Source organism: Flavobacterium adhaerens (assembly GCF_040045115.1).
Classification (GTDB): domain Bacteria; phylum Bacteroidota; class Bacteroidia; order Flavobacteriales; family Flavobacteriaceae; genus Flavobacterium; species Flavobacterium adhaerens.
Window position 1 is genome coordinate 1 of sequence record NZ_JBDLZX010000011.1, and the last position, 20,370, is coordinate 20,370.

The 20,370-nt window shown below is 34.0% G+C and carries 21 protein-coding genes; 12 read left to right on the top strand and 9 right to left on the bottom strand.

What is annotated here, in order from left to right:
• Positions 1-268 precede the first annotated feature (268 nt).
• Positions 269-1,258, top strand: a complete 990-nt coding sequence (locus tag ABEB18_RS14200; protein WP_348799974.1) for an NAD-dependent epimerase/dehydratase family protein — start codon at positions 269-271, stop codon at positions 1,256-1,258.
• On the opposite strand, the gene ABEB18_RS14205 is transcribed toward ABEB18_RS14200, so the two are convergent.
• The 3 genes from ABEB18_RS14205 to ABEB18_RS14215 are packed head-to-tail and all read right to left on the bottom strand — an operon-like array spanning position 1,253 to position 3,901.
• Positions 1,253-1,813 (bottom strand): DUF4296 domain-containing protein, encoded by a 561-nt coding sequence (locus ABEB18_RS14205; RefSeq protein ID WP_348799975.1) that lies wholly within the window; start codon positions 1,811-1,813, stop codon positions 1,253-1,255. The two genes, ABEB18_RS14200 and ABEB18_RS14205, sit on opposite strands and share 6 nt — an antisense overlap.
• Before the next feature lie 10 nt (positions 1,814-1,823).
• Positions 1,824-3,164, bottom strand: coding sequence for a dihydroorotase (locus ABEB18_RS14210; protein WP_348799976.1), 1,341 nt, complete (start codon positions 3,162-3,164; stop codon positions 1,824-1,826).
• A gap of 11 nt (positions 3,165-3,175) precedes the next feature.
• The gene (locus ABEB18_RS14215; RefSeq protein WP_348800064.1) at positions 3,176-3,901 is read right to left on the bottom strand and encodes a polyprenol monophosphomannose synthase; all 726 of its coding nucleotides are present in this window, start codon (positions 3,899-3,901) and stop codon (positions 3,176-3,178) included.
• A gap of 102 nt (positions 3,902-4,003) precedes the next feature.
• On the opposite strand from ABEB18_RS14215, the gene ABEB18_RS14220 reads away from it, so the two are divergent.
• From ABEB18_RS14220 to ABEB18_RS14230, 3 genes are all read left to right on the top strand, one after another.
• Entirely contained in the window at positions 4,004-4,675 is a 672-nt protein-coding gene (locus tag ABEB18_RS14220) for a DUF4271 domain-containing protein (RefSeq protein ID WP_348799977.1), read from the top strand.
• Positions 4,676-4,687: 12 nt separating this feature from the next.
• Entirely contained in the window at positions 4,688-5,437 is a 750-nt protein-coding gene (locus ABEB18_RS14225; protein WP_348799978.1) for a uroporphyrinogen-III synthase, read from the top strand.
• 146 nt (positions 5,438-5,583) lie between these two features.
• A complete protein-coding gene (locus tag ABEB18_RS14230; RefSeq protein ID WP_348799979.1) occupies positions 5,584-5,940 on the top strand; it encodes a hypothetical protein in 357 nt (118 codons plus the stop codon).
• A gap of 103 nt (positions 5,941-6,043) precedes the next feature.
• Here the strand turns inward: ABEB18_RS14230 and ABEB18_RS14235 are convergent, their stop codons facing one another.
• From ABEB18_RS14235 to ABEB18_RS14255, 5 genes are all read right to left on the bottom strand, one after another.
• Positions 6,044-6,724, bottom strand: coding sequence for a zinc metallopeptidase (locus tag ABEB18_RS14235; RefSeq protein ID WP_348799980.1), 681 nt, complete (start codon positions 6,722-6,724; stop codon positions 6,044-6,046).
• Between the two features lie 339 nt (positions 6,725-7,063).
• On the bottom strand, positions 7,064-10,138 hold the full coding sequence (locus tag ABEB18_RS14240; protein WP_348799981.1) for a leucine--tRNA ligase: 3,075 nt from the start codon (positions 10,136-10,138) through the stop codon (positions 7,064-7,066).
• Between the two features lie 441 nt (positions 10,139-10,579).
• A complete protein-coding gene (locus ABEB18_RS14245) occupies positions 10,580-10,996 on the bottom strand; it encodes an arsenate reductase ArsC (protein WP_348799982.1) in 417 nt (138 codons plus the stop codon).
• A 132-nt stretch (positions 10,997-11,128) separates the two neighbouring features.
• Positions 11,129-11,599, bottom strand: a complete 471-nt coding sequence (locus ABEB18_RS14250; protein WP_348799983.1) for a DUF6428 family protein — start codon at positions 11,597-11,599, stop codon at positions 11,129-11,131.
• A gap of 57 nt (positions 11,600-11,656) precedes the next feature.
• On the bottom strand, positions 11,657-11,983 hold the full coding sequence (locus ABEB18_RS14255) for an ArsR/SmtB family transcription factor (RefSeq protein WP_348799984.1): 327 nt from the start codon (positions 11,981-11,983) through the stop codon (positions 11,657-11,659).
• Positions 11,984-12,181: 198 nt separating this feature from the next.
• On the opposite strand from ABEB18_RS14255, the gene ABEB18_RS14260 reads away from it, so the two are divergent.
• The 8 genes from ABEB18_RS14260 to ABEB18_RS14295 all read left to right on the top strand — a co-directional run bounded on the left by ABEB18_RS14260 (position 12,182) and on the right by ABEB18_RS14295 (position 19,607).
• Positions 12,182-12,529 (top strand): winged helix-turn-helix domain-containing protein, encoded by a 348-nt coding sequence (locus ABEB18_RS14260; RefSeq protein WP_348799985.1) that lies wholly within the window; start codon positions 12,182-12,184, stop codon positions 12,527-12,529.
• A gap of 125 nt (positions 12,530-12,654) precedes the next feature.
• The gene (locus ABEB18_RS14265; protein WP_348799986.1) at positions 12,655-14,652 is read left to right on the top strand and encodes a TonB-dependent receptor plug domain-containing protein; all 1,998 of its coding nucleotides are present in this window, start codon (positions 12,655-12,657) and stop codon (positions 14,650-14,652) included.
• Between the two features lie 14 nt (positions 14,653-14,666).
• Complete coding sequence (locus ABEB18_RS14270; protein ID WP_348799987.1) at positions 14,667-15,260, top strand: molybdopterin-dependent oxidoreductase; 594 nt, start codon at positions 14,667-14,669, stop codon at positions 15,258-15,260.
• Positions 15,261-15,373: 113 nt separating this feature from the next.
• A complete protein-coding gene (locus tag ABEB18_RS14275) occupies positions 15,374-16,750 on the top strand; it encodes an alginate export family protein (protein ID WP_348799988.1) in 1,377 nt (458 codons plus the stop codon).
• A 9-nt stretch (positions 16,751-16,759) separates the two neighbouring features.
• On the top strand, positions 16,760-17,518 hold the full coding sequence (gene modA / locus ABEB18_RS14280; protein ID WP_348799989.1) for a molybdate ABC transporter substrate-binding protein: 759 nt from the start codon (positions 16,760-16,762) through the stop codon (positions 17,516-17,518).
• Between the two features lie 145 nt (positions 17,519-17,663).
• Positions 17,664-18,065, top strand: coding sequence for a TOBE domain-containing protein (locus ABEB18_RS14285; RefSeq protein ID WP_348799990.1), 402 nt, complete (start codon positions 17,664-17,666; stop codon positions 18,063-18,065).
• Positions 18,058-18,735: a molybdate ABC transporter permease subunit gene (gene modB, locus ABEB18_RS14290; RefSeq protein WP_348799991.1), complete on the top strand. Its 678-nt coding sequence runs from the start codon at positions 18,058-18,060 to the stop codon at positions 18,733-18,735. The genes ABEB18_RS14285 and modB overlap by 8 nt, the downstream gene beginning before the upstream one ends.
• The gene (locus ABEB18_RS14295) at positions 18,732-19,607 is read left to right on the top strand and encodes an ABC transporter ATP-binding protein (RefSeq protein WP_348799992.1); all 876 of its coding nucleotides are present in this window, start codon (positions 18,732-18,734) and stop codon (positions 19,605-19,607) included. The genes modB and ABEB18_RS14295 overlap by 4 nt, the downstream gene beginning before the upstream one ends.
• 346 nt (positions 19,608-19,953) lie before the next feature.
• Here ABEB18_RS14295 and ABEB18_RS14300 read toward each other — a convergent pair whose 3' ends face one another.
• Positions 19,954-20,352 carry a cupin domain-containing protein gene (locus tag ABEB18_RS14300; RefSeq protein WP_348799993.1) on the bottom strand — a complete coding sequence of 133 codons (399 nt, stop codon included), beginning with the start codon at positions 20,350-20,352 and terminating at the stop codon, positions 19,954-19,956.
• Between the last annotated feature and the right edge of the window lie 18 nt (positions 20,353-20,370).

Sequence of the window (20,370 nt, forward strand, 5' to 3'; positions counted from 1 at the left end):
GAATTATGAATTACGAATTATGAATTACGAATTATGAATTACGAATTATGAATTACGAATTATGAATTACGAATTATGAATTACGAATTATGAATTACGAATTATGAATTACGAATTATGAATTACGAATTATGAATTACGAATTACGAATTACGAATTATGAGTTACGAATTGATCCAATAAAAATCTACCTACTAAATTTTAACCTTAAAATAAAAAACTTAGAAACTTAGAAACTTAGAACTTTAAACTTATTACATTTGTAAATATGGTATTAGTAACAGGAGGAACTGGTTTAGTTGGCGCACATCTTTTAATTCACCTTACAGAAAAAGGAGAAAAGGTTCGTGCTCTTTATAGAAACCAAAATAACATTCAGAAAACCAAAGCACTTTTTTCATTATACAAAAAGGATACCCTTTTTGATTCAATACAATGGTCACAAGCCGACATCATTGATATTCCTTCCTTGGAAAATGTCTTTCAAGACATTGAGCAAGTATATCATTGTGCAGCAAAAATCTCTTTTGATCCCAAAGATGAGAATGTAATTCGCAAAACCAACATCGAAGGAACAGCCAATATTGTCAACTTTTGTTTAGACAAAAACATTAAAAAACTTTGCCATGTTAGCTCTATAGCGGCTCTAGGCGATTTACACGAACACGAATCGATTATTACCGAAGAAACCGAATGGAATCCCGAAAAACCACATAGTGATTATGCCATTTCTAAATACGGAGCCGAAATGGAAATATGGCGCGGGCAACAAGAAGGTCTTCAAGTGGTAATTGTAAATCCTGGTGTAATTCTTGGCCCTGGCTTTTGGGACCAAGGTAGCGGTGCTATTTTTGCAAAAGTAAAAAAAGGCCTCCCTTTTTACACTAACGGATCTACAGGTTTTGTAGCTGTGGAAGATGTTGTAACCCTAATTTATCAATTAATGAACAGTAATATTCATGGGGAACGTTTTACACTAATTAGTCAAAATATTGTTTTTAAAGACTTACTGTTTTGTATAGCCGATGCATTAAAGGTCAAAAGACCAAAATACCACGCTAGTCCTTTACTGATGCTTACGTTTTCTAAATTGGATTGGCTTGCTTCTACCGTTTTGGGCAAAAAAAGATTCATGAGTAAAGCATCAGCAAAATCATCTTATTCAACCAATTTATATTCTAATGAAAAAACAAAAAACGCCTTGAATTTTACATTCACAGACGTTTTTGATTATATAAATAAGATTACTGCACTATAACCTTTTTTTGACTTTCAATTCATTTTCTTTTTTGAGTTTTGAAATAGAATCCTCTTTTGCTTTGGCCTTTAATTCTTTTTCTTTCTTAAGTTTTGAAACAGAATCGGCTGCTTTTTTTTGCTTTAGCGTCTTTTCTTTTTGGAGTTTTTTGATTGAATCCTGAATCCTCTTTCCTTTTGCTTTTTTGATTGCTGCTTCTTTTTTCTCAACCTTTTTATTAATCAAATCGACTGCTTCCTTTTCTTTTTTCAGTCGATTATTTACCTTGTCAAACATGTTCTTGTACTCTCTGTAATCAGCCGCATAATAAGCATTACTTTTAGCAAATTGTAAGCTATCGATTTTATATTTCTTAAAAACATACGTCTTTGGATTGATCCCATTATCGGTAAGCGATTTTGGATCCTGATACCTTAAAGCATCCAAAAGCGATAAATCATAAAAAATATCAATCATCACATTTTTATCGATAAGATTATCTGGTTTTTCAACTAAGTCTTTTTTACAACTAAAAAACAAAGTGACTAAAACTAAAAGAGGAATACATTTTTTCATCAACATCACTTTATCTATCAAATAACATTCTTTGACCAGCACGAATATCTTTTACTTTGAATCCAGAATACACCAATTTACCATTTACAAATGTATGGGTAACTCTAGATTTGAAAGTGTATTTTTCAAATGGAGACCAACCACATTTTGAAAGAATGTTTTCTTTTTTGACGCTCCAAGGCAACCCCGGATTCACAATCACCAAATCGGCAAAATAGCCTTCCTTAACAAAACCTCTTTTTTCAATTTTAAAAATTTTAGCTGGATTGTGACACATTTTTTCAACGATTTTCTCAACACTTATTTTCCCCTGATGATGTGCTTCAAACATCGCCACAAGTGAATGTTGAACAAGTGGACCTCCTGAAGGTGCTTGCAAATATTTCTGTTTCTTTTCTTCGAGAGTATGAGGTGCATGATCGGTAGCAATTACATCAATACGCCCATCATTAAGGGCTTCCCACAATGCTTTTCTATCGTTATCTGTTTTTACGGCAGGATTCCACTTGATAAAATTTCCTTTGGTTTCATAATCTTCATTGGTGAACCACAAATGATGCACGCAAACCTCGGCTGTAATCTTTTTTTCTTCTAATGGAATTTTATTGGTCAGCAATTCCATTTCTTTGGCGGTAGAAAGGTGAAAAACGTGTAATCTTGCTCCCGTTTTTTTGGCCAAAGTTATTGCTCTTGAAGATGACAAATAACAAGCTTCTTCACTACGAATAAGGTGATGAGCCGTTACAGGTATATCTTCGCCGTATTCTTCTTTAAATTTTGCTAAATTATTTTTAATCGTCTGTTCGTCTTCACAATGAACTGCGATTAACATAGAGGTACAAGAAAATATTTTTTCTAAAACAGCCTCATTATCGACCAACATATTTCCGGTAGAAGAACCAAGAAATATTTTGATACCAGCTACATTCTTTGGATTGGTAAGCAATACTTCATCTAAATTATCATTGGTTGCCCCCATCATAAACGAATAGTTAGCATAAGACTTCTCGGCAGCTATTTGATATTTTTCTTCTAAAATTTCTTGAGTAACTGCATTGGGCACTGTATTAGGCTGCTCTATATACGAGGTAATCCCTCCTGCAACCGCCGCTCTAGATTCCGATTCTATATCTCCTTTATGAGTAAGACCTGGCTCTCTAAAATGCACCTGATCGTCGATAACACCTGGCAAAAGATAATTCCCTTCTGCATCAATAATCATACAATCTGAAGTTTTCAAACTAATACTATCTGCAACTTCAACAATAAGATCATTTTCAACTAGAACATCTCCTTCAAAAATAACCCCTTCATTAACTATTTTAGCATTTTTAATTAAATATCTATTCATAGTATTTCCTTTTACAAACTATTAAATATTTTTTTTAGACGTAATAAAACAACTCCAAACACCGCTTCGACTATGATTGTTTTACTCATTTTAGACTGCCCCTTAGTTCTATCTGTAAAAATAATCGGCACTTCAGAAATGTTAAATTTCTTACAATAAGTACGGTATTTCATTTCTATTTGAAATGCATACCCCACAAATCGAATCTTATCTAAATTTATCGACTCCAGCACTGCTTTTTTATAACAAACAAAACCTGCTGTTGCGTCGTGTATTTTCATACCAGTAATCATTCGGACATAAACAGATGCAAAATAAGACATCAATACTCGACTCAAGGGCCAATTAACCACATTCACACCCGTTACATAACGAGAACCAATAGCCAAATCGGCATCACCAAAATGGCAAGCATTGTATAGTTTTTCTAAATCATTTGGGTTATGAGAAAAATCAGCATCCATTTCAAAAATAAAATCATAATCATTTTTCAATGCCCATTTAAAGCCATGAACATATGCTGTTCCCAAACCTGCTTTCTTATTTCTTTTTTCTAAAAACAATTTCCCAGCAAATTCATTTTGCAACATCACTACCTTATCTGCTGTTCGATCTGGGGAGTTATCATCAATAATTAGAACATGAAAGACTTTGTGTTGTGAGAGCACGGCTCTAATAATGCTTTCTATGTTTTCAATTTCGTTATAGGTTGGAATTATAACAATACAATTGTTCATATTTTCGAGTAATTTCGATGCAAAAGTAACCTTTTTATGCCATTTCATTATTATAAAATTATAATAAATAATGTAATAAAAATTACTAATTTTGCTCTAATTATGACCGAACACGTACTCCATCCTAGAATAACGGACACCACTGATTGGGTAGCTATCCTTTTTATTATGGCTATTGGTATTATCGCCATAACAAAATCTATTTATGAAAATCGTTTTGAAGATTTTTCGAAATTGATTTTCTCTGACAAATACACCAGGATATATCGAGACAACAGCCACTTAATGGGAATGTTTTCTATTTCATTGTTCTTTGTACAGATGATTTCTTTTTCATTTTTCGCTCAAATTTTGCTCAGTACTTTTGGCTATGGCTCAAAAAATGACTGGGTATTATTTATCCGAATATTCACCTTTATAATCTATTTTGTTTTATCCAAATTTTTGATTGAAAAAATCATTGCAACAACTTTTAAAATAGAAGAAGCAATTGAACAATTTAATTTACAAAAAGTTACTTACCGAACCTACATTGGCTTACTAATTCTTCCAGTAGATATCATTTTATACTACTATAATCCAGTTTTAAAAAACATTCCTCTCATTATTTTTTATAGCATAGTCGTTCTCAACGTATTACTTTATGTGTATTCCATAAAAAATTACAGAAAAGAAATTTTCAGCAAGATGTTTTATTTTATTTTATATCTTTGCACTCTCGAAATAGCACCCTATTATTTTATGTATTATTGGTTTACAAAAGATAGCGTTTAGAAAATATAAATTATGAAAGTGAAAACAATTTTGGTGTCCCAACCAGAACCTAAAGTGGAAAATTCTCCATACTTTGAGCTACAACAAAAGCACAAAGTAAAAATTGATTTCAGACCTTTTATTCACGTAGAAGGAGTAAGCGCAAAGGAAATAAGACTTCAAAAAATAGATCTTAACAACTATACTGCTATCATATTAACAAGTAAAAACGGTGTTGATCATTTTTTCAGAGTGGCCGAAGAAATGCGCTACAAAGTACCTGAAGGTTTAAAATATTTCTGTCAATCTGAAGCAATTGCTTTTTATCTACAAAAATATGTAGTATATAGAAAACGTAAAATTTATGTTGGCCCAAAAGATTTTGCTGATTTATCTCCTCTAATTAAAAAATACAAAGACGAGAAATTTTTATTACCAGCTTCTGATCAATTAAATGCAGACATACCTGTAACTTTAAACGCATTGAAAGTAGATTGGACTCCAGCTACTTTTTACAAAACAGTAATGAGCGATTTATCTGATTTGGCCGATGTGTATTATGATGTTTTGGCTTTCTTCAGTCCAACAGGAATTAAATCATTATACAAAAACTTCCCTGATTTTGAACAAAACAATACTCGTATAGCTGTTTTTGGAAGTACCACTCAAAAAGAAGCCTTAGATCACGGTTTACGTGTTGATATTATGGCTCCAACTCCTGGTACTCCATCAATGACGATGGCTCTTGAAAAATACATTGTAGAGGCTAACAAAGCAAAATAAACAATATAGAATTTTAAATTCTATCTTACAACAAAATCCAAATTTCTAAACGATTAGAAATTTGGATTTTTTGCATTATAAGTATCTCCCCAAAAATCAACTTTATTTTAGTACCTTAGAGATAAAACTTCTAAACTAACAAGGCCATGAAAAAAATCCAGCAAATCTCATTACTACTCATCACATCGATACTGACTATTACTTGTGGTTCTTCTCAAAAAACAAAACCCGATTATGTCGAAGTCACAAAAATAAGCTACAAAACCGACGTAGAACCCATAATTACCAGAAGTTGTTCGCCTTGCCACATTCCTCCAAAAGGAAAAAAAGAACCACTGGACAACTATACTCATGTAAAAGAAAACATTGATGCAATACTAAGACGAATCAATCTTCCAAAAAACAATCGCAAATTTATGCCTCCTGTAAACAAAAAACCAGCCTTAACCGAATCCGAAATGGCAATTTTAGCCAATTGGCAAGCGCAAAATATGCCCGAATAAAGAAATTCACATTCGGCAAGAAAAAGGTATCTAACAGCCATAAAAAAAACCTGAAAGTTTTTAAATTTTCAGGTTTTTTTACGAATTATTTCTGCGATTCTAATTACCTCCTATTATTATAAATAGAAATATAATACAACAGCGTAGCTATAGATCCAATTGCGGCAACCACATAGGTTCTAGCCGCCCATTTCAAGGAATCTTCGGCTCCAGCATACTCAGCCTGATTAAGCATATTTTTATTTTTTAACCAAGCCAAAGCTCGATTACTCGCATCATATTCTACTGGCAACGTCACAATTGAAAACAAAGTTGTGGCAGCAAAAATCACGATTCCTATCAATAATAGAGAAGGAAAAGTTTTAATCATCAGAATTCCGGCCAATAATATCCATTGCATAAAACTAGAAGCCACATTGACAATTGGCACCAATTGTGAACGCATCTTTAACCATTGATATCCAACAGCATGTTGCACCGCATGACCACATTCGTGTGCTGCTACTGCCGCTGCCGCAGCATTTCGTTGGTTGTAAACAGCTTCACTTAAATTTACAGTTTTATTTGTTGGATTATAATGATCCGTCAATTGACCTGGAGTCGAAATCACACGAACGTCATAAATACCGTTATCTGCCAACATTTTTTCGGCAATCTCCGCACCTGACATTCCGTTTTGCAATTGTAATTTCGAATAATGTTCGAATTTACTTTTCAGCCTCGAACTTACCAACCAACTGAAGAGCATAATTGCCCCAGCAAGAATTAAATAACCACTTCCCATATTTTTATTTTTTTGATTTAAATTTTCAAATATAAACAACAAACTCTGAACCAAATTACAAAAATGACAACTTGACAGCTGTTAAAAAATCATTAAATAGCAATAAAAGAAATCAATATAAATTACAACAGAACGAGAATTTCAATCAAAAACTAATCACGATTTTGTCATTCCCTAGGAATCACAAAACACAATTAAGCCTATCACAAAAGACTCCTACGGAATGACAAACTATGCGCAAAAAAAAATCCAAACTCCAATACAAGATTGAAATTTGGATTTATATTATTCAATTTAATCATTAACGATTGAAATTGACATTGCTTTTTGAAATTGAAATTACCCTACCAAATTGATAATCTTCCCAGGAACAATAATCACTTTATTTGGCGTTCTTCCATCTAATTGTTTTTGTGTTCTTTCGTCTTTCATTACGATTTCCTCGATTTGTTCCTTGGTTAAATCCAAAGGTAATTTGATAGTGAAACGCATTTTTCCATTGAAAGAAACTGGATATTCTTTCTCTGATTCTACCAAATGCTTTTCTTCGAATTGAGGAAAAGCAACTGTCGCTATCGAATCTTCATGACCTAAAGCATTCCACAATTCTTCTGCAATATGTGGTGCATAAGGCGAAATTACAATTGCCAACGGCTCTAAAATTGCACGTGAATGACAGTTTTGAGAAGACAACTCATTCACACAAATCATAAATTGCGAAACCGAAGTATTGAAAGAGAAATTCTCGATATCTTCTGCTACTTTTTTGATGGTCTTGTGTAAAGATTTCAAGTTGTCTTTGGTTGGTTCGTCGTTGTTTACGATTAAACCATTGTCATCAAAATACAATCTCCATAGTTTTTTAAGGAAACCAAATACTCCTGAAATACCTGCCGTGTTCCAAGGTTTTGCCTGCTCTAATGGCCCTAAAAACATTTCGTATAAACGTAATGTATCAGCACCATATTCAGCACAAATATCATCTGGCGTTACAACATTATATTTCGATTTTGACATTTTTTCGACTTCGCGACCTACAATGTATTTACCATTATCGTCTAAAATGAATTCGGCATCGGCATAATCTTCACGCCAAGCTTTGAATTTTTCTACGTCTAATTCATCTGAAGCGTTTACAAAATTCACATCAGCGTGAATTTTTTGAAGAAAAAAATCTGGAGCTTCACCGTTAAATATTTTTTCATTCTCTAATGACATTTTTTCTATAATTTCAAAATGCTTTTCTCCATAAATCAAATCATTTTCATTAATCAAAAAGACATTAGATGTTTTATCTAGTTTTTCTTGAATTTCTTTATAATAACTATACGGAACAAATAATGGTTTGAACAACTCAACAATATGAATTTCCTCATTCTGCTCTTCACTTTGAGAGATTTTATACTGAGGAATTACTTTATAAACAAAAGCACTAGTCCCCAAAATCATTCCCTGATTGATCAGTTTTTTGAATGGTTCTTCGGTTGGTGCAAAACCTTTATCTTTTAGGAATTTATTCCAAAAACGAGAATACAACAAGTGACCTGTTGCGTGTTCGCTTCCGCCAATGTATAAATCTACATTTTCCCAATATTTTAAAGCTTCTTGGCTCGCAAATTCATTTTCATTGTGTGCATCCATATAACGCATCCAATACCAAGAACTTCCCGCCCAACCTGGCATGGTGTTCAATTCTAAAGGAAAAATAGTTTGGTTCTCGACTGCGCTCGAACTGACAACTTTGTTATTTACACTGTCCCAAGCCCAAACGGCTGCGTTTCCTAATGGCGGAAGACCGTCTTCTGTTGGTAAATATTTTTCTACTTCTGGCAAAATAATCGGCAAGTGCTGCGTATCAATCATTTTTGGTAAACCATTCACATAATATACTGGAAATGGCTCTCCCCAATATCGCTGACGAGAGAAAACAGCATCACGCAAACGGTAGTTCGTTTTACCTTTTCCCTGACCGATTTCTTCTAATTTTTCGATTACTTTTTGAGTTCCTTTTTTATAATCTAATCCGTTTAAGAAATCAGAATTAGCGATTTCTACATTGTCTTTTGAACCGTAAGCGGCTTCTGAAATATCAACATTCGCAAAAATATTTTTGATTTCAGGCATTCCTCCCGAAGCCTCGGGATGACCTTTGAAGAAATTAGCAAAAGCATAATCTCTTTCATCTCCGCAAGGTACTGCCATTACAGCGCCAGTTCCGTAACCCGCCAAAACGTAATCGCCAATCCAAACCGGAATTGGTTCTTTGGTAAACGGATGTTCAGCATAAGCTCCAGTGAAAACTCCAGAAATGGTTTTTACATCGGCCATACGCTCACGCTCAGAGCGTTTTGCCGTTTTTTCGATATAAGCTTCAACCGCTTCTTTTTGTTCTGGAGTAGTGATTTGAGCCACCAAATCATGTTCTGGCGCCAAAGTCATAAAAGTTACTCCAAAAATAGTATCAGGTCTCGTAGTAAACACATCAATTACTTCATCGTGATTTTTCACTTTAAAAGTAACCATAGCACCAACACTCTTCCCAATCCAGTTTCTTTGCGATTCTTTGATAGACTCACTCCAATCGATATCATTCAAACCTTGAAGCAAACGCTCTGCATAAGCAGAAATTCGCATACTCCATTGTGTCATTTTTTTTCTTATAACAGGAAATCCTCCACGTTCTGAAACTCCGTTTACAATTTCGTCATTGGCCAAAACCGTTCCTAAGCCCGGGCACCAGTTTACTTCGGTTTCTGCCAAATAAGTCAATCTGTATTGCAACAAGATTTTTTCTTGTTCGTCTGCTGAAAAAGCATTCCATTCTGTTGCCGAAAAATCTACGATATTATCATCGCAAACGGCATTTACATTTGCATTTCCTTCTTTTTCGAAAACGGAAACCAAAGTCGATATATCTTCTGCTTTATCTGAATTTTTATTGTACCAAGAATTGAATAATTGAATGAAAATCCATTGCGTGTGTTTGTAATAATTTGGATTTGAAGTACGTACTTCACGATCCCAATCAAATGAGAATCCAATTTTGTCCAATTGTTTTCTGTAACCTGCAATTTGTTTTCCTTCTTTATCAACTCCACCGTCGATATTTACACGTGTAGTATCTTCTGGACGTTGACCAGTCTGAATTGCATATTGTTCTGCTGGCAAACCAAAACTGTCATAACCCATTGGATGCAAAACGTTAAATCCTTGATGTCTTTTGAAACGAGAATACACATCTGAAGCAATATAACCCAGCGGATGCCCTACGTGTAATCCTGCTCCTGATGGATAAGGAAACATGTCAAGAACATAATGTTTAGGCTTTTCAGAGTTGTTTTTTGCAGCAAAAGTTTGATTTTCTGCCCAGTATTTTTGCCATTTGGCTTCTATTTCGTTCGGATTGTATTTCATTCCTTGTTTATATTTTATTTTTAAGGAGTCATGCTTTCGCTCGCTCAAGTTATCTTTATTGAGTTGCTAAGCTACTGAGTAACTAAGTTTCTAAGTTTTAAGGCGCAAATTTACATTTATTGTATGGGCTTTGAAAATATTTTATTGGTCAGTTTTTTAATGATTTCTTGGGCGTGCCCCTACGGGTCGGGCTGTACGTTCCCGCTTCCCGATGAAAAATCGGGAGAGCTCCATTTCCATCCCTCACGCGGACTGCCCTAATTAAACAGATTTTGCATTAGGACACAAATAATCCTTTGACTTTTAAAAGTCAATATTCCTGCAAGGTCTTTTCAAATTTTACAAATATTAATTAAAACATTTCTTTTTCATCTGCGAAAATCTGCCGAATCTGCGGGGCATTTTTTTCACGCAGATTCGGCAGATTTACACAGATTTTTTTTATAAATTTTCATCAACTAATATTTTGCAATAATCTTTGATTAATTGCCTCACTTGTCTGAATTGATTTTGAATTTCCTCATCTGTACCTGTCGCTTTTGCTGGGTCAGGAAAATTGTAGTGGAATTTTTGTGCTTTTGACGGAAAGTATGGGCAACGCTCTTTGGCATTGTCACAAACCGTAATCACATAATCGAAGTCAACATTTTCATACTCATCAATATGGTTAGAAGTATGGTTTGAAATATCAATTCCATCTTCTTTCATTATTGCAATGGCTTTCGGATTCACTCCGTGAGTTTCAATTCCAGCACTATAAATTTTGGCTTTATTTCCTGCAAAATAGCTCAAATACCCTTCTGCAATCTGACTTCTACAACTATTTCCTGTGCAAAGCACTAAAATATTTTTCTTCATAATTTTAAACAAATAGCCAAATGATGTTGATGATGCAAAACTTTGGGTCAAACCCAAAAATAATTTGCAATACAACAACTGCTGTGGTGATAATAATTGGTTTCTTATATTTTATTAATTTTTTTTTCATCTCTAGCAACAACCAGTATTAGGTGTACAACAAGATTTATTTTGGTTTAGTTCTGACAGATTCACTTTCTTTTTTGCCTCCGGAATACCACAATTATCTTGAGCCAAACAAGCTGTCGTTTTGCTTTTCAAAACAAAATTTTTCCCGTTAAAACCCAAATCATATTTACCGATGGTATCACTTTGATATTCCACTTCAATCTCAAAGTCTTCAATACCCAATTTTTCCTCCGATAGTTTTATGATATTGAGTAATTTATTTGGTTTCAATCGGTGTTCATAATCGTTAGCATTCCAAAGCTGAAAATTCACAACCTTTTCATTTCGGATTACTCCTCCGCAATCGATAAAATTTTTGGTTATCATTCCTACTTCAGTTACGTGAAAATGTTCAGGCACAAAAGTTCCATTTTCTAATTGAAAAGAAACATTTTCTAATGTTGGTAAAATTTCTTTTACTTCTGATAATTTCATTACTTTTTGATTAATTGTTTTATTGCAATATTACGATATATTGCTTCAAAAAAATGCCTAACAACATTTTGTTGAAGAGATTGTCTTAACTATATTAGAAAAATAACTATCCAAAATAGCTATTGTTTTTTCATCAATACAATAACAAATAGTATTCCCTTCGATATTTCCCTTAATAATTGCAGCATTTTTTAATTCTTTCAAATGTTGCGAAACTGTAGGTTGGGCAAGCGGAAGTTCGCTTACAATATCACCACAAATACATTCGTTTACTTTTAGTAAATACTCTAAAATAGCAACTCTTGCTGGATGACCCAATGCCTTAGCAATTGTTGCAATTTGATTTTGTTGGTCAGTAAAATGTTCTGTTTTTGTAGCTCCCAATATCTATATTTTTATATTGCAATATTACGATAAGTATTTTTATAAAATTGACTCTTCTTTCACTTTTTTAAAAAAATCAAATTCCAAATTCACTTGTTAACACAATACCTACCAAAAAAACAAACAAAAATTTTAACGAAAACAAACCTACTTAAGTAAAAATACGTATGTTTGCAATATGTTTTTAAAAACACACCAATGACTGAAACTAAAAAATATTCACTAAAAATAAGACTTTGGATAGAAGAAGCCGAAGGACCATTTTTGGGCATCGGTAAAATTTGGTTGTTAGAAAATATTCAAAAAACAGGCTCAATTACCAATGCCGCCAAAGAAATGAAAATGGCCTATCGTCAGGCGTGGCAAATGGTTGAAGAAATTAACAGCCGTGCCGAAAGCCCTTTGGTCGAAAAACTACTCGGCGGAAAAGGCGGTGGCGGAGCAAGACTCACCGAAGCTGGTGAAAAAGCCATTCAGACTTTTTATGAAATTGAAAAACGCATTCAGGATTTTGCCCAAAAAGAAATCAAAGAACTAAAATTTTAAAAAAATTTATCAATCGCTATTCATTTTAAAGCATACTGAAAAATCATTGACTCAAACAAAACTATTAAATATTTTTTCAATCATCAGTATTCATTTTAAAACATACTGAATTTTAATCAAATCTTATGAAATTAAAAATTATCTCTTTTCTCATTTTCCCCCTGATTGGCTTTAGTCAACAAAACAATTCCTCTCAAATTGATTCCTTAAAAACCGACAAAGTTTTTACACTCGGGGAAGTAGTGATCACCAACAATACTCATAAAGATACTCTCAACCGAATAACTTCAAAAACAATGGAAAAACAAAACAGATTGGATGCTTCCCGAAGTTTGAATTTGTTATCCGGAGTGACCTTAACAGCATCTGGTCCCAGAAATGAATCGATGGTTTCGGTTCGTGGATTTGATTTAAGACAAGTGCCAGTTTATATGGATGGAATTCCAGTTTATGTTCCCTATGATGGTTATGTTGATTTGGCTCGTTTTACTACTTCAGATTTAGCTGCTATCGACGTTTCAAAAGGATTCTCATCCATACTTTATGGGCCAAACTCATTGGGAGGAGCCATTAATTTGGTTTCCAGAAAACCTTCTCAAAAAATTGATATTGATGGCTCTATTGGATTAATTGATACCGATGGAATGAAAAGTAATATCAACATAGGTTCCAACTTGGGAAAATTTTATGCTCAGGCTGGTTTCTCGTATTTGGACAGAAAATCGTATGAAATGTCAAAAGATTTTATTCCGATGAAAAATGAAGATGGAGAAGAAAGAGACAATTCCTATCGAACCGACCAAAAAATAAGTGCCAAAATTGGATGGACTCCCAATGCAAAAAATGAGTATACCTTAGGATACATCAACCAACAAGGCGAAAAAGGAAATCCTGTATATGCAGGAACTGATACTCAAAATTCTTTGCTAACAAAACCACGTTATTGGCAATGGCCAAACTGGGATAAGGAAAGTATTTATTTCATTTCGAATACCTATCTGAATGATAAAAACAGTTTTAAAACCCGATTGTATTATGACCAATTCAAGAACCTATTAATCAGTTATGATGATGCAACCTACACCCCCATCACAAAACCATATGCTTTTCAAAGTTTCTATGATGATTACACCTATGGTGGGAATTTGGAATATGAAACGCTTTTTATTCCAAAAAACAATCTAAAATTCGCAGCACAATTTAAAGAAGACATACACCGAGAAAACAATTCAGGAGAACCTGTTCGCGAATTCGATGACCAAACCATTACAATTGGTGTAGAAGATGTTTATACTGTAACTTCAAAATTCACTGTGATTCCAGGAATTAGCTATAATTCAAGAGAGAATAAAAAAGCTCAAGACTATAACAGTACAACAAAAGTAATTTCGGATTATCCAGATGCAGGAAAAAGTGAAGCGGTCAATCTTCAACTTGGAATGTTCTACCAACTGACCGAAACGCAAAAACTGGGTGCAACAGTTGCTAAAAAAACAAGATTTGCCACCATCAAAGACCGCTATTCCTACCGTATGGGAACGGCAATTCCCAATCCGGATTTGAAACCAGAAACGGCCATCAATTATGAATTGAATTACAGTCTCTCATTATCCAATAAATTTACTTTTCAAACCGCAGTTTTCTTTAGTTCCCTAGAAGATGCTATTTTAAGTGTAAGCAATGTACAACCTGGAAAATCGCAAATGCAAAATTTTGGCGAAGCCGAATACAAAGGTATAGAAGCACAACTGTCTTATTCTCCTATTCAGAAATTAATTATCAGTGCCAATTATACTTTTATCGAAAGAAAAAATATCTCCAACCCAACGGTTGTATTTACCGACATTCCAAAGAACAAAGCCATCGGAACCATAGAATATAAACCTTGTACTTTATTGAATATCATTGCTCAAACCGAATTCAACTCTTCGAGATTCAGCACAAGTTATGGAACCGAAGTGCTGGATTACACTTTGCTGAATGCATTTATCTCTAGTAAAATTTTGAAACATCTACGCATCGATGCCGGAATAAACAATATTGCCGATAGAAATTACAGCCTTGTTGAGGGGTATCCTGAGGAAGGAAGAAACTTTTTTGTCAATCTACGATTCTTTAATTAACAAATCTAAATACTATGAAAATTCAACATTACATCTTAGTACTTTTTGTTGCCATCACTAGCAGTATGTGCAACAAAACTCAAAAAGAAAACACAATTTCGACAGTCGAAAAAAAACATACAGAGACCGAAAATTGCAGTCAGCCCATGACCAAGGCCGACAGTCTGAAAATGATAAATCATCAGATAGAAATAAAAGGCGATGTCAAATACCCGTTGCAACTCACCGTAGATTCATTACAAAAAATGAAAGTTGCTACTATCACGGATTTCAAAGTCGTTTGCCAAACGGGACAAGTAAAAAAAGACAACAAAACTTGTAAAGGTGTTTTGCTCAAAGATATTTTAGAGAAAGCCAAAATCAAACAAAATGGGCACAAAGACCGAAATTTTTATATCGTTGCAAGAGCTTCGGACAATTACAAAGCAACTTTTTCTTGGGCAGAATTATTTAACAATCCCACAGGCGAAAACGCTTATGTAATTTTCGAAGAAAATGGAAAACCTGTCGAAAAAGGGGAAATGATTCTCATTTGTACAAACGACATCAAAACTGGACCTCGACATGTGTATTGGTTAAAAAGTATAGAGGTATATAAAGTAAAGTAATCCGATACAATTAATAATTTCACCCAACGGCTTTATGAGATAAAAATCTTTAATTTAGTCATCAAAATTACAAGCAAAACAAACTGTAAGGGTAAATCCTTATCTGAAAATTTATGAAACAAAAAATCATTTTATTTCTACTATTTCTTTTCTCTTTTCAACAAAATTGGGGGCAAACCAATGACAATTTAATGCAGCTTTTGGTTGAAAAAAAAATCATCACACAACGAGAAGCCGACTCATTAGCTGTAACAGAAAATTTTACTAAAAAAGTAAATTCTGAAAACAAAATATTCACAGTTGGATTAGAATTCAGACCTCGAGGAGAATACCGAGATGGTTACAGACAATTACCAAACGACACTACCAAAGCGGCATTTTTTGCGTCGCAACGCAGCAGATTGAACATCAGTTACGAACAACCTTGGTTTAAATTTCACACGTCAATACAAGACATTAGAGTCTGGGGACAATACGGACAAGCTTCGACCACAGGCTCCTTAAATGTGTATGAAGCTTTTGTAGAAATAAATCCTTTTGAAAATTTCGTAGTAAAAATGGGGCGCCAAAAAGTAGAACTCGACAACGGAAGATTGTTCTCGGCAGCCAATTGGAGTCAAACTGGGCGAGCGCATGACGGATTGAATCTTATTTACAAAAACAACACTATCGAAACGGAATTGCTAACGGCTTTTAATCAATCTTCAGAACGAATATTCGAAACTTCGTATTCGCCAACCACTTTCAACAATTACAAACTGCTAAACTTGCATTATCTTAAAGCCAAAATCAATGATGATTTTACAATTACAACCATCAATTCGGCAGATAGTTTTGAGAGTAAAACCAACTCGCAAACGCTATACACTAGAGGTACATCGGGAGGGAGATTGGAATTTAAAAAAAACAATTTCTACTTAACATTTGCTGGCTATTACCAATACGGTCAATTACAATCGGGGGCTGACATTTCGGCTTATTATTTCCAACCCGAGATTCAATACAAATTCAAAAAATGGACGACTCGATTGGGAGCAGAGTATATGAGTGGAGACAATGCAGCACATCCAAGTACGACTTCAAAATCGTTTGTTCCGTTATATGGTGTGGCTTGGAAATTTATGGGAAACATGGATTATTTTACAACATTCCCAAAAGATGTGCTAAATGGTGGCTTAGTGAATCCATATTTGTTTGTCTATTACAATGCAAACAAAAAATTATGCTTCCGTTCTGATTTTCATCTGTTTTACTTGCAAAACAAAGTTTTCGATAAGCAGGGAAACAACATCAAATCGTATCTAGGTTACGAAAACGACTTGTCGCTTCGATACAAATACAATAGTTTTTCGACCATCGATTTTGGGTTCTCTTATATGTTTGCTCAAAAAAGTATGGAAGATTTAAAAGGCGGTGATAGTAATAAAACCCCGCTTTGGAGTTATATAATGATTACTTTTAACCCTGAATTATTTAGTTCGAAAAAATAATTGGATATTATGAAAAAGATAAAAATTCTTTCGCTTTTATTGTTTTTGTTTTTGACCAATGTAAATTTTAGTCAAGAAAAAGCGACGGTTGTAGTAGCTGCAAATCTAAAAACAGCAATGGACTCGATACAAAAAGAGTATAAAATAAAATACCCAAATGATGTAATTCAGATCACTTACGGTGCTTCGGGCAAATTTTACGAACAAATTTCAAATGGAGCTCCTTTCGATTTGTTTTTTTCAGCCGATGTAAATTATCCCAATCAATTGAAAAAAGAAGGATTTGCAGTTTCGGCTATAAAAATATATGCCATTGGGAGATTGGCACTTTGGAGTAAAAAAACAGATCCTACCAAAGCCAAAATGAATGCTTTAATTGATTCAAAAGTTAAAAAAATTGCAGTTGGAAATCCTAAAACAGCTCCTTATGGGGCTAAAGCCATCGAAAGTTTGAAACATTTTAGATTGTATGACGCAGTGAAAAACAAATTAGTTTTTGGAGAAAACATTTCGCAAACGGCTCAATTTGTTGCTTTTGGCGCAGCCGATATTGGAATTATTGCTTTGTCTGATGCCATGTCGCCTGCTATGAAAAAAGAACGTGGCAAATATTATGTCATTCCACAAGAAAGCCACAAACCATTAGAACAAGGTTGCGTGATTTTGAAACACGGCAAAGGAAATTCGGCTACCAAACGATTTTATGATTATATTTCGTCTGAAAAAGCAATACAGATTTTGACGCATTTCGGATATTCTCAGAAATAGAACACAGATTGTATTACGCAAAGTCACACAGAGGTATCTCTGCGTAACAACTATTACTATTTATTAATTAGGACTAGTTTACAAATAAAATTGATTTATTAAAATTTAATTATTTAACTGTCACCTTTCTTTAGGACAAAAATAAATGAACTCACTTTTAGGAAATATTACCGAAATAAATACCGATGGCTCTTTGTCTTTGGTTAAAATAAAAGTGCAAAACACTGTAATTACTTCTATCGTAATTGATACGCCCGAAACTTCAAACTATCTTAAAAAAGGAAACAATATAAAAGTGCTTTTTAAGGAAACCGAAGTTATCTTGGTAAAAGATTTTAATGGAACTATAAGCCTTCAAAACAAAATTGACTGTCGGGTTCATTCGTTTGAAAAAGGGAAATTATTATGCAAAATAGTTTTAAGTTTTGATGACCATAAAATTACTTCTGTCATCACCCGAAATGCCTTTGATCAACTCCAGATTCAGGAGAATGAAGCAATTACGGCAATGATAAAAACCAACGAAATAAGTTTGTCCCATGATTGATTTTGAACCGATATTCCTCACACTAAAATTGGCTTTGACCACCACAATAATTTTACTGATTGTCGGATTACCATTGGCCTATTGGTTGTCGTATAGCCAAATGAAATCGAAAGTATTTATTGAGGCCATCGTAAGTTTGCCACTCGTTTTGCCACCTTCTGTCCTGGGTTTTTATTTGTTGATTGCCTTTAGTCCCGAAAATGCATTCGGAAAATTTCTTGAGCACTATTTCGACATCCGACTGGTGTTTACTTTCACCGGATTGGTTGTTTCATCAGTTTTGTACAGTTTGCCTTTTATGGTACAGCCACTACAAAGCGGATTTAAATCGGTTCCCAAAAATATCATTGCAGCTTCCTATACTTTGGGAAAAAGCAAACTACAAACCGTATTTCAGGTACTACTTCCCAATATGAAAACCGCTCTTATCACCGGAGTTGTATTGAGTTTTGCCCATACGATTGGTGAATTTGGTGTGGTCTTGATGGTTGGCGGAAGTATTCCGAGTGAAACCAAAGTAGTATCTATAGCCGTTTTTGACGAAGTAACTTCGATGAATTATGATACGGCCAATGTGTATTCGGCTATTCTTCTAATTTTCTCTTTTGTGGTTTTATTGAGTATTTACAGTATTAATCATCGTTTTAGCAAAATCAGTCCTTTGCCATGATACACATCAACATTCGTAAAAAACTACATTCCGCTTCGGGTGAAATGATTTTAAATCTTGATTTTCAAATTCAGGAAAAAGAGTTTGTAACGTTGTACGGCTCTTCGGGTTCGGGAAAAACCACCACATTGCAAATTCTTTCTGGTTTGACTAATCCTGACGAAGGATTTATTTCGGTAAAAAATGAAGTTTGGTTGGATTCCGAATCCAAAATAATATTGCCTCCTCAAAAGCGAAAAATAGGTTATGTTTTTCAGGATTATGCGTTGTTCCCGAATATGACAGTTCGGGAAAATTTGGTTTTTGCATTAGAAAAAGGAAAAAACAAAAGCATCGTTGACGAATTACTCGAAACCATAGAACTCGTTTCCTTACAACATCAAAAACCCAATCAATTATCGGGCGGACAACAACAGCGAGTAGCGTTAGCAAGAGCACTCGTTCGGCAACCCGATATTTTACTTTTAGATGAACCGTTATCGGCCATAGATACCGAAATGCGTTTGAAGTTACAGGACTATCTTTTGAAAGCACATCAAAAATACGATTTGACTACAATTTTGGTCAGTCACGATATAGCCGAAATTTACAAGCTTTCAAATCGGGTATTGGTTATCGAAAATGGTTCGATTGCAAAACAAGGCACACCATCCGAAATTTTTTCGAGTCATTCCAATAGTGGAAAATTCCAATTTGTGGGTGAGATTTTAAAAATCGAAAAAGAAACCTTCATTTACATTGTTTCGGTTTTAATTGGCACCAACATTGTTAAAGTCATTGCTATGGAAGAAGAAATCGAACAGTTTTCTATTGGCGAAAAAATCGCAGTTTCCTCGAAGGCTTTTAATCCGATTTTGAGTAGGTTGAAGTGAATTAAAAAGACACGAATTACAGCAATTAACACAAATTGCTTTACCTATCATTTTATATTTTTAGGATACTAAAGACTGTTAATAGCATCAACTAGCGAGTGAGTCCTGCCATAAATATTCAAAACATAAAAATTTAATAGCCTCTAGCTTTAGCAAGTTAGTTAAATTAAAAGGTAAATTGGCTTTAGCCCAAAAAATCAAACGTTTTTATTTGGCTAAAGCCATTTCTTGTCCAAAACTAAAGTCCTCGATTATAAATTCAGGTTTCGAACGCTTATAATTACACTCCGCGCCCAAAAAGTAAAGACAGGCATTATGTACGAGATTATATAACAATCATTAAAACTTATTTATTATTCATAGCAAGTGTTAAGAGAAAAACACTTTCAGTAAGAGCTTTTACCCTATGGGTAATATTTTCCTGCAATGCAATCATTTGGTTATTTTCCAAAATCATTGTTTGTGCATCTGTTGCAAATTCTATTTTACCATCCAAAACTTGAACACTGATTACACCATTTGCCTTATGCTCTTTCATTTCGGCTTTTTCGTGTAAACCAATCAAAACAATTCTCATGGTTTCGGACTTGAAAATTGTAATCGAATTTCGGTCTCTATTAGCCCAAGTGCTTTCATTTTTAATTTGATTAACAAAATCATTTAAATTCATTTCCACCAAGGCAGAGTTTAAAAAACGTTCCCCTTCTGGACGCAGTGGTGTCGCATCATTTGATTTATCTTCCATGTGAATTCATTTTAAGTT

Bases quoted from the DNA above. Each gene is read 5' to 3' on its own strand.
- ABEB18_RS14200 (WP_348799974.1), top strand. From the start codon at position 269: ATGGTATTAGTAACAGGAGGAACTGGTTTAGTTGGCGCACATCTTTTA.
- ABEB18_RS14205 (WP_348799975.1), bottom strand. From the start codon at position 1,813: ATGAAAAAATGTATTCCTCTTTTAGTTTTAGTCACTTTGTTTTTTAGT.
- ABEB18_RS14210 (WP_348799976.1), bottom strand. From the start codon at position 3,164: ATGAATAGATATTTAATTAAAAATGCTAAAATAGTTAATGAAGGGGTT.
- ABEB18_RS14215 (WP_348800064.1), bottom strand. From the start codon at position 3,901: ATGAACAATTGTATTGTTATAATTCCAACCTATAACGAAATTGAAAAC.
- ABEB18_RS14220 (WP_348799977.1), top strand. From the start codon at position 4,004: ATGACCGAACACGTACTCCATCCTAGAATAACGGACACCACTGATTGG.
- ABEB18_RS14225 (WP_348799978.1), top strand. From the start codon at position 4,688: ATGAAAGTGAAAACAATTTTGGTGTCCCAACCAGAACCTAAAGTGGAA.
- ABEB18_RS14230 (WP_348799979.1), top strand. From the start codon at position 5,584: ATGAAAAAAATCCAGCAAATCTCATTACTACTCATCACATCGATACTG.
- ABEB18_RS14235 (WP_348799980.1), bottom strand. From the start codon at position 6,724: ATGGGAAGTGGTTATTTAATTCTTGCTGGGGCAATTATGCTCTTCAGT.
- ABEB18_RS14240 (WP_348799981.1), bottom strand. From the start codon at position 10,138: ATGAAATACAATCCGAACGAAATAGAAGCCAAATGGCAAAAATACTGG.
- ABEB18_RS14245 (WP_348799982.1), bottom strand. From the start codon at position 10,996: ATGAAGAAAAATATTTTAGTGCTTTGCACAGGAAATAGTTGTAGAAGT.
- ABEB18_RS14250 (WP_348799983.1), bottom strand. From the start codon at position 11,599: ATGAAATTATCAGAAGTAAAAGAAATTTTACCAACATTAGAAAATGTT.
- ABEB18_RS14260 (WP_348799985.1), top strand. From the start codon at position 12,182: ATGACTGAAACTAAAAAATATTCACTAAAAATAAGACTTTGGATAGAA.
- ABEB18_RS14265 (WP_348799986.1), top strand. From the start codon at position 12,655: ATGAAATTAAAAATTATCTCTTTTCTCATTTTCCCCCTGATTGGCTTT.
- ABEB18_RS14270 (WP_348799987.1), top strand. From the start codon at position 14,667: ATGAAAATTCAACATTACATCTTAGTACTTTTTGTTGCCATCACTAGC.
- ABEB18_RS14275 (WP_348799988.1), top strand. From the start codon at position 15,374: ATGAAACAAAAAATCATTTTATTTCTACTATTTCTTTTCTCTTTTCAA.
- modA (WP_348799989.1), top strand. From the start codon at position 16,760: ATGAAAAAGATAAAAATTCTTTCGCTTTTATTGTTTTTGTTTTTGACC.
- ABEB18_RS14285 (WP_348799990.1), top strand. From the start codon at position 17,664: ATGAACTCACTTTTAGGAAATATTACCGAAATAAATACCGATGGCTCT.
- modB (WP_348799991.1), top strand. From the start codon at position 18,058: ATGATTGATTTTGAACCGATATTCCTCACACTAAAATTGGCTTTGACC.
- ABEB18_RS14295 (WP_348799992.1), top strand. From the start codon at position 18,732: ATGATACACATCAACATTCGTAAAAAACTACATTCCGCTTCGGGTGAA.
- ABEB18_RS14300 (WP_348799993.1), bottom strand. From the start codon at position 20,352: ATGGAAGATAAATCAAATGATGCGACACCACTGCGTCCAGAAGGGGAA.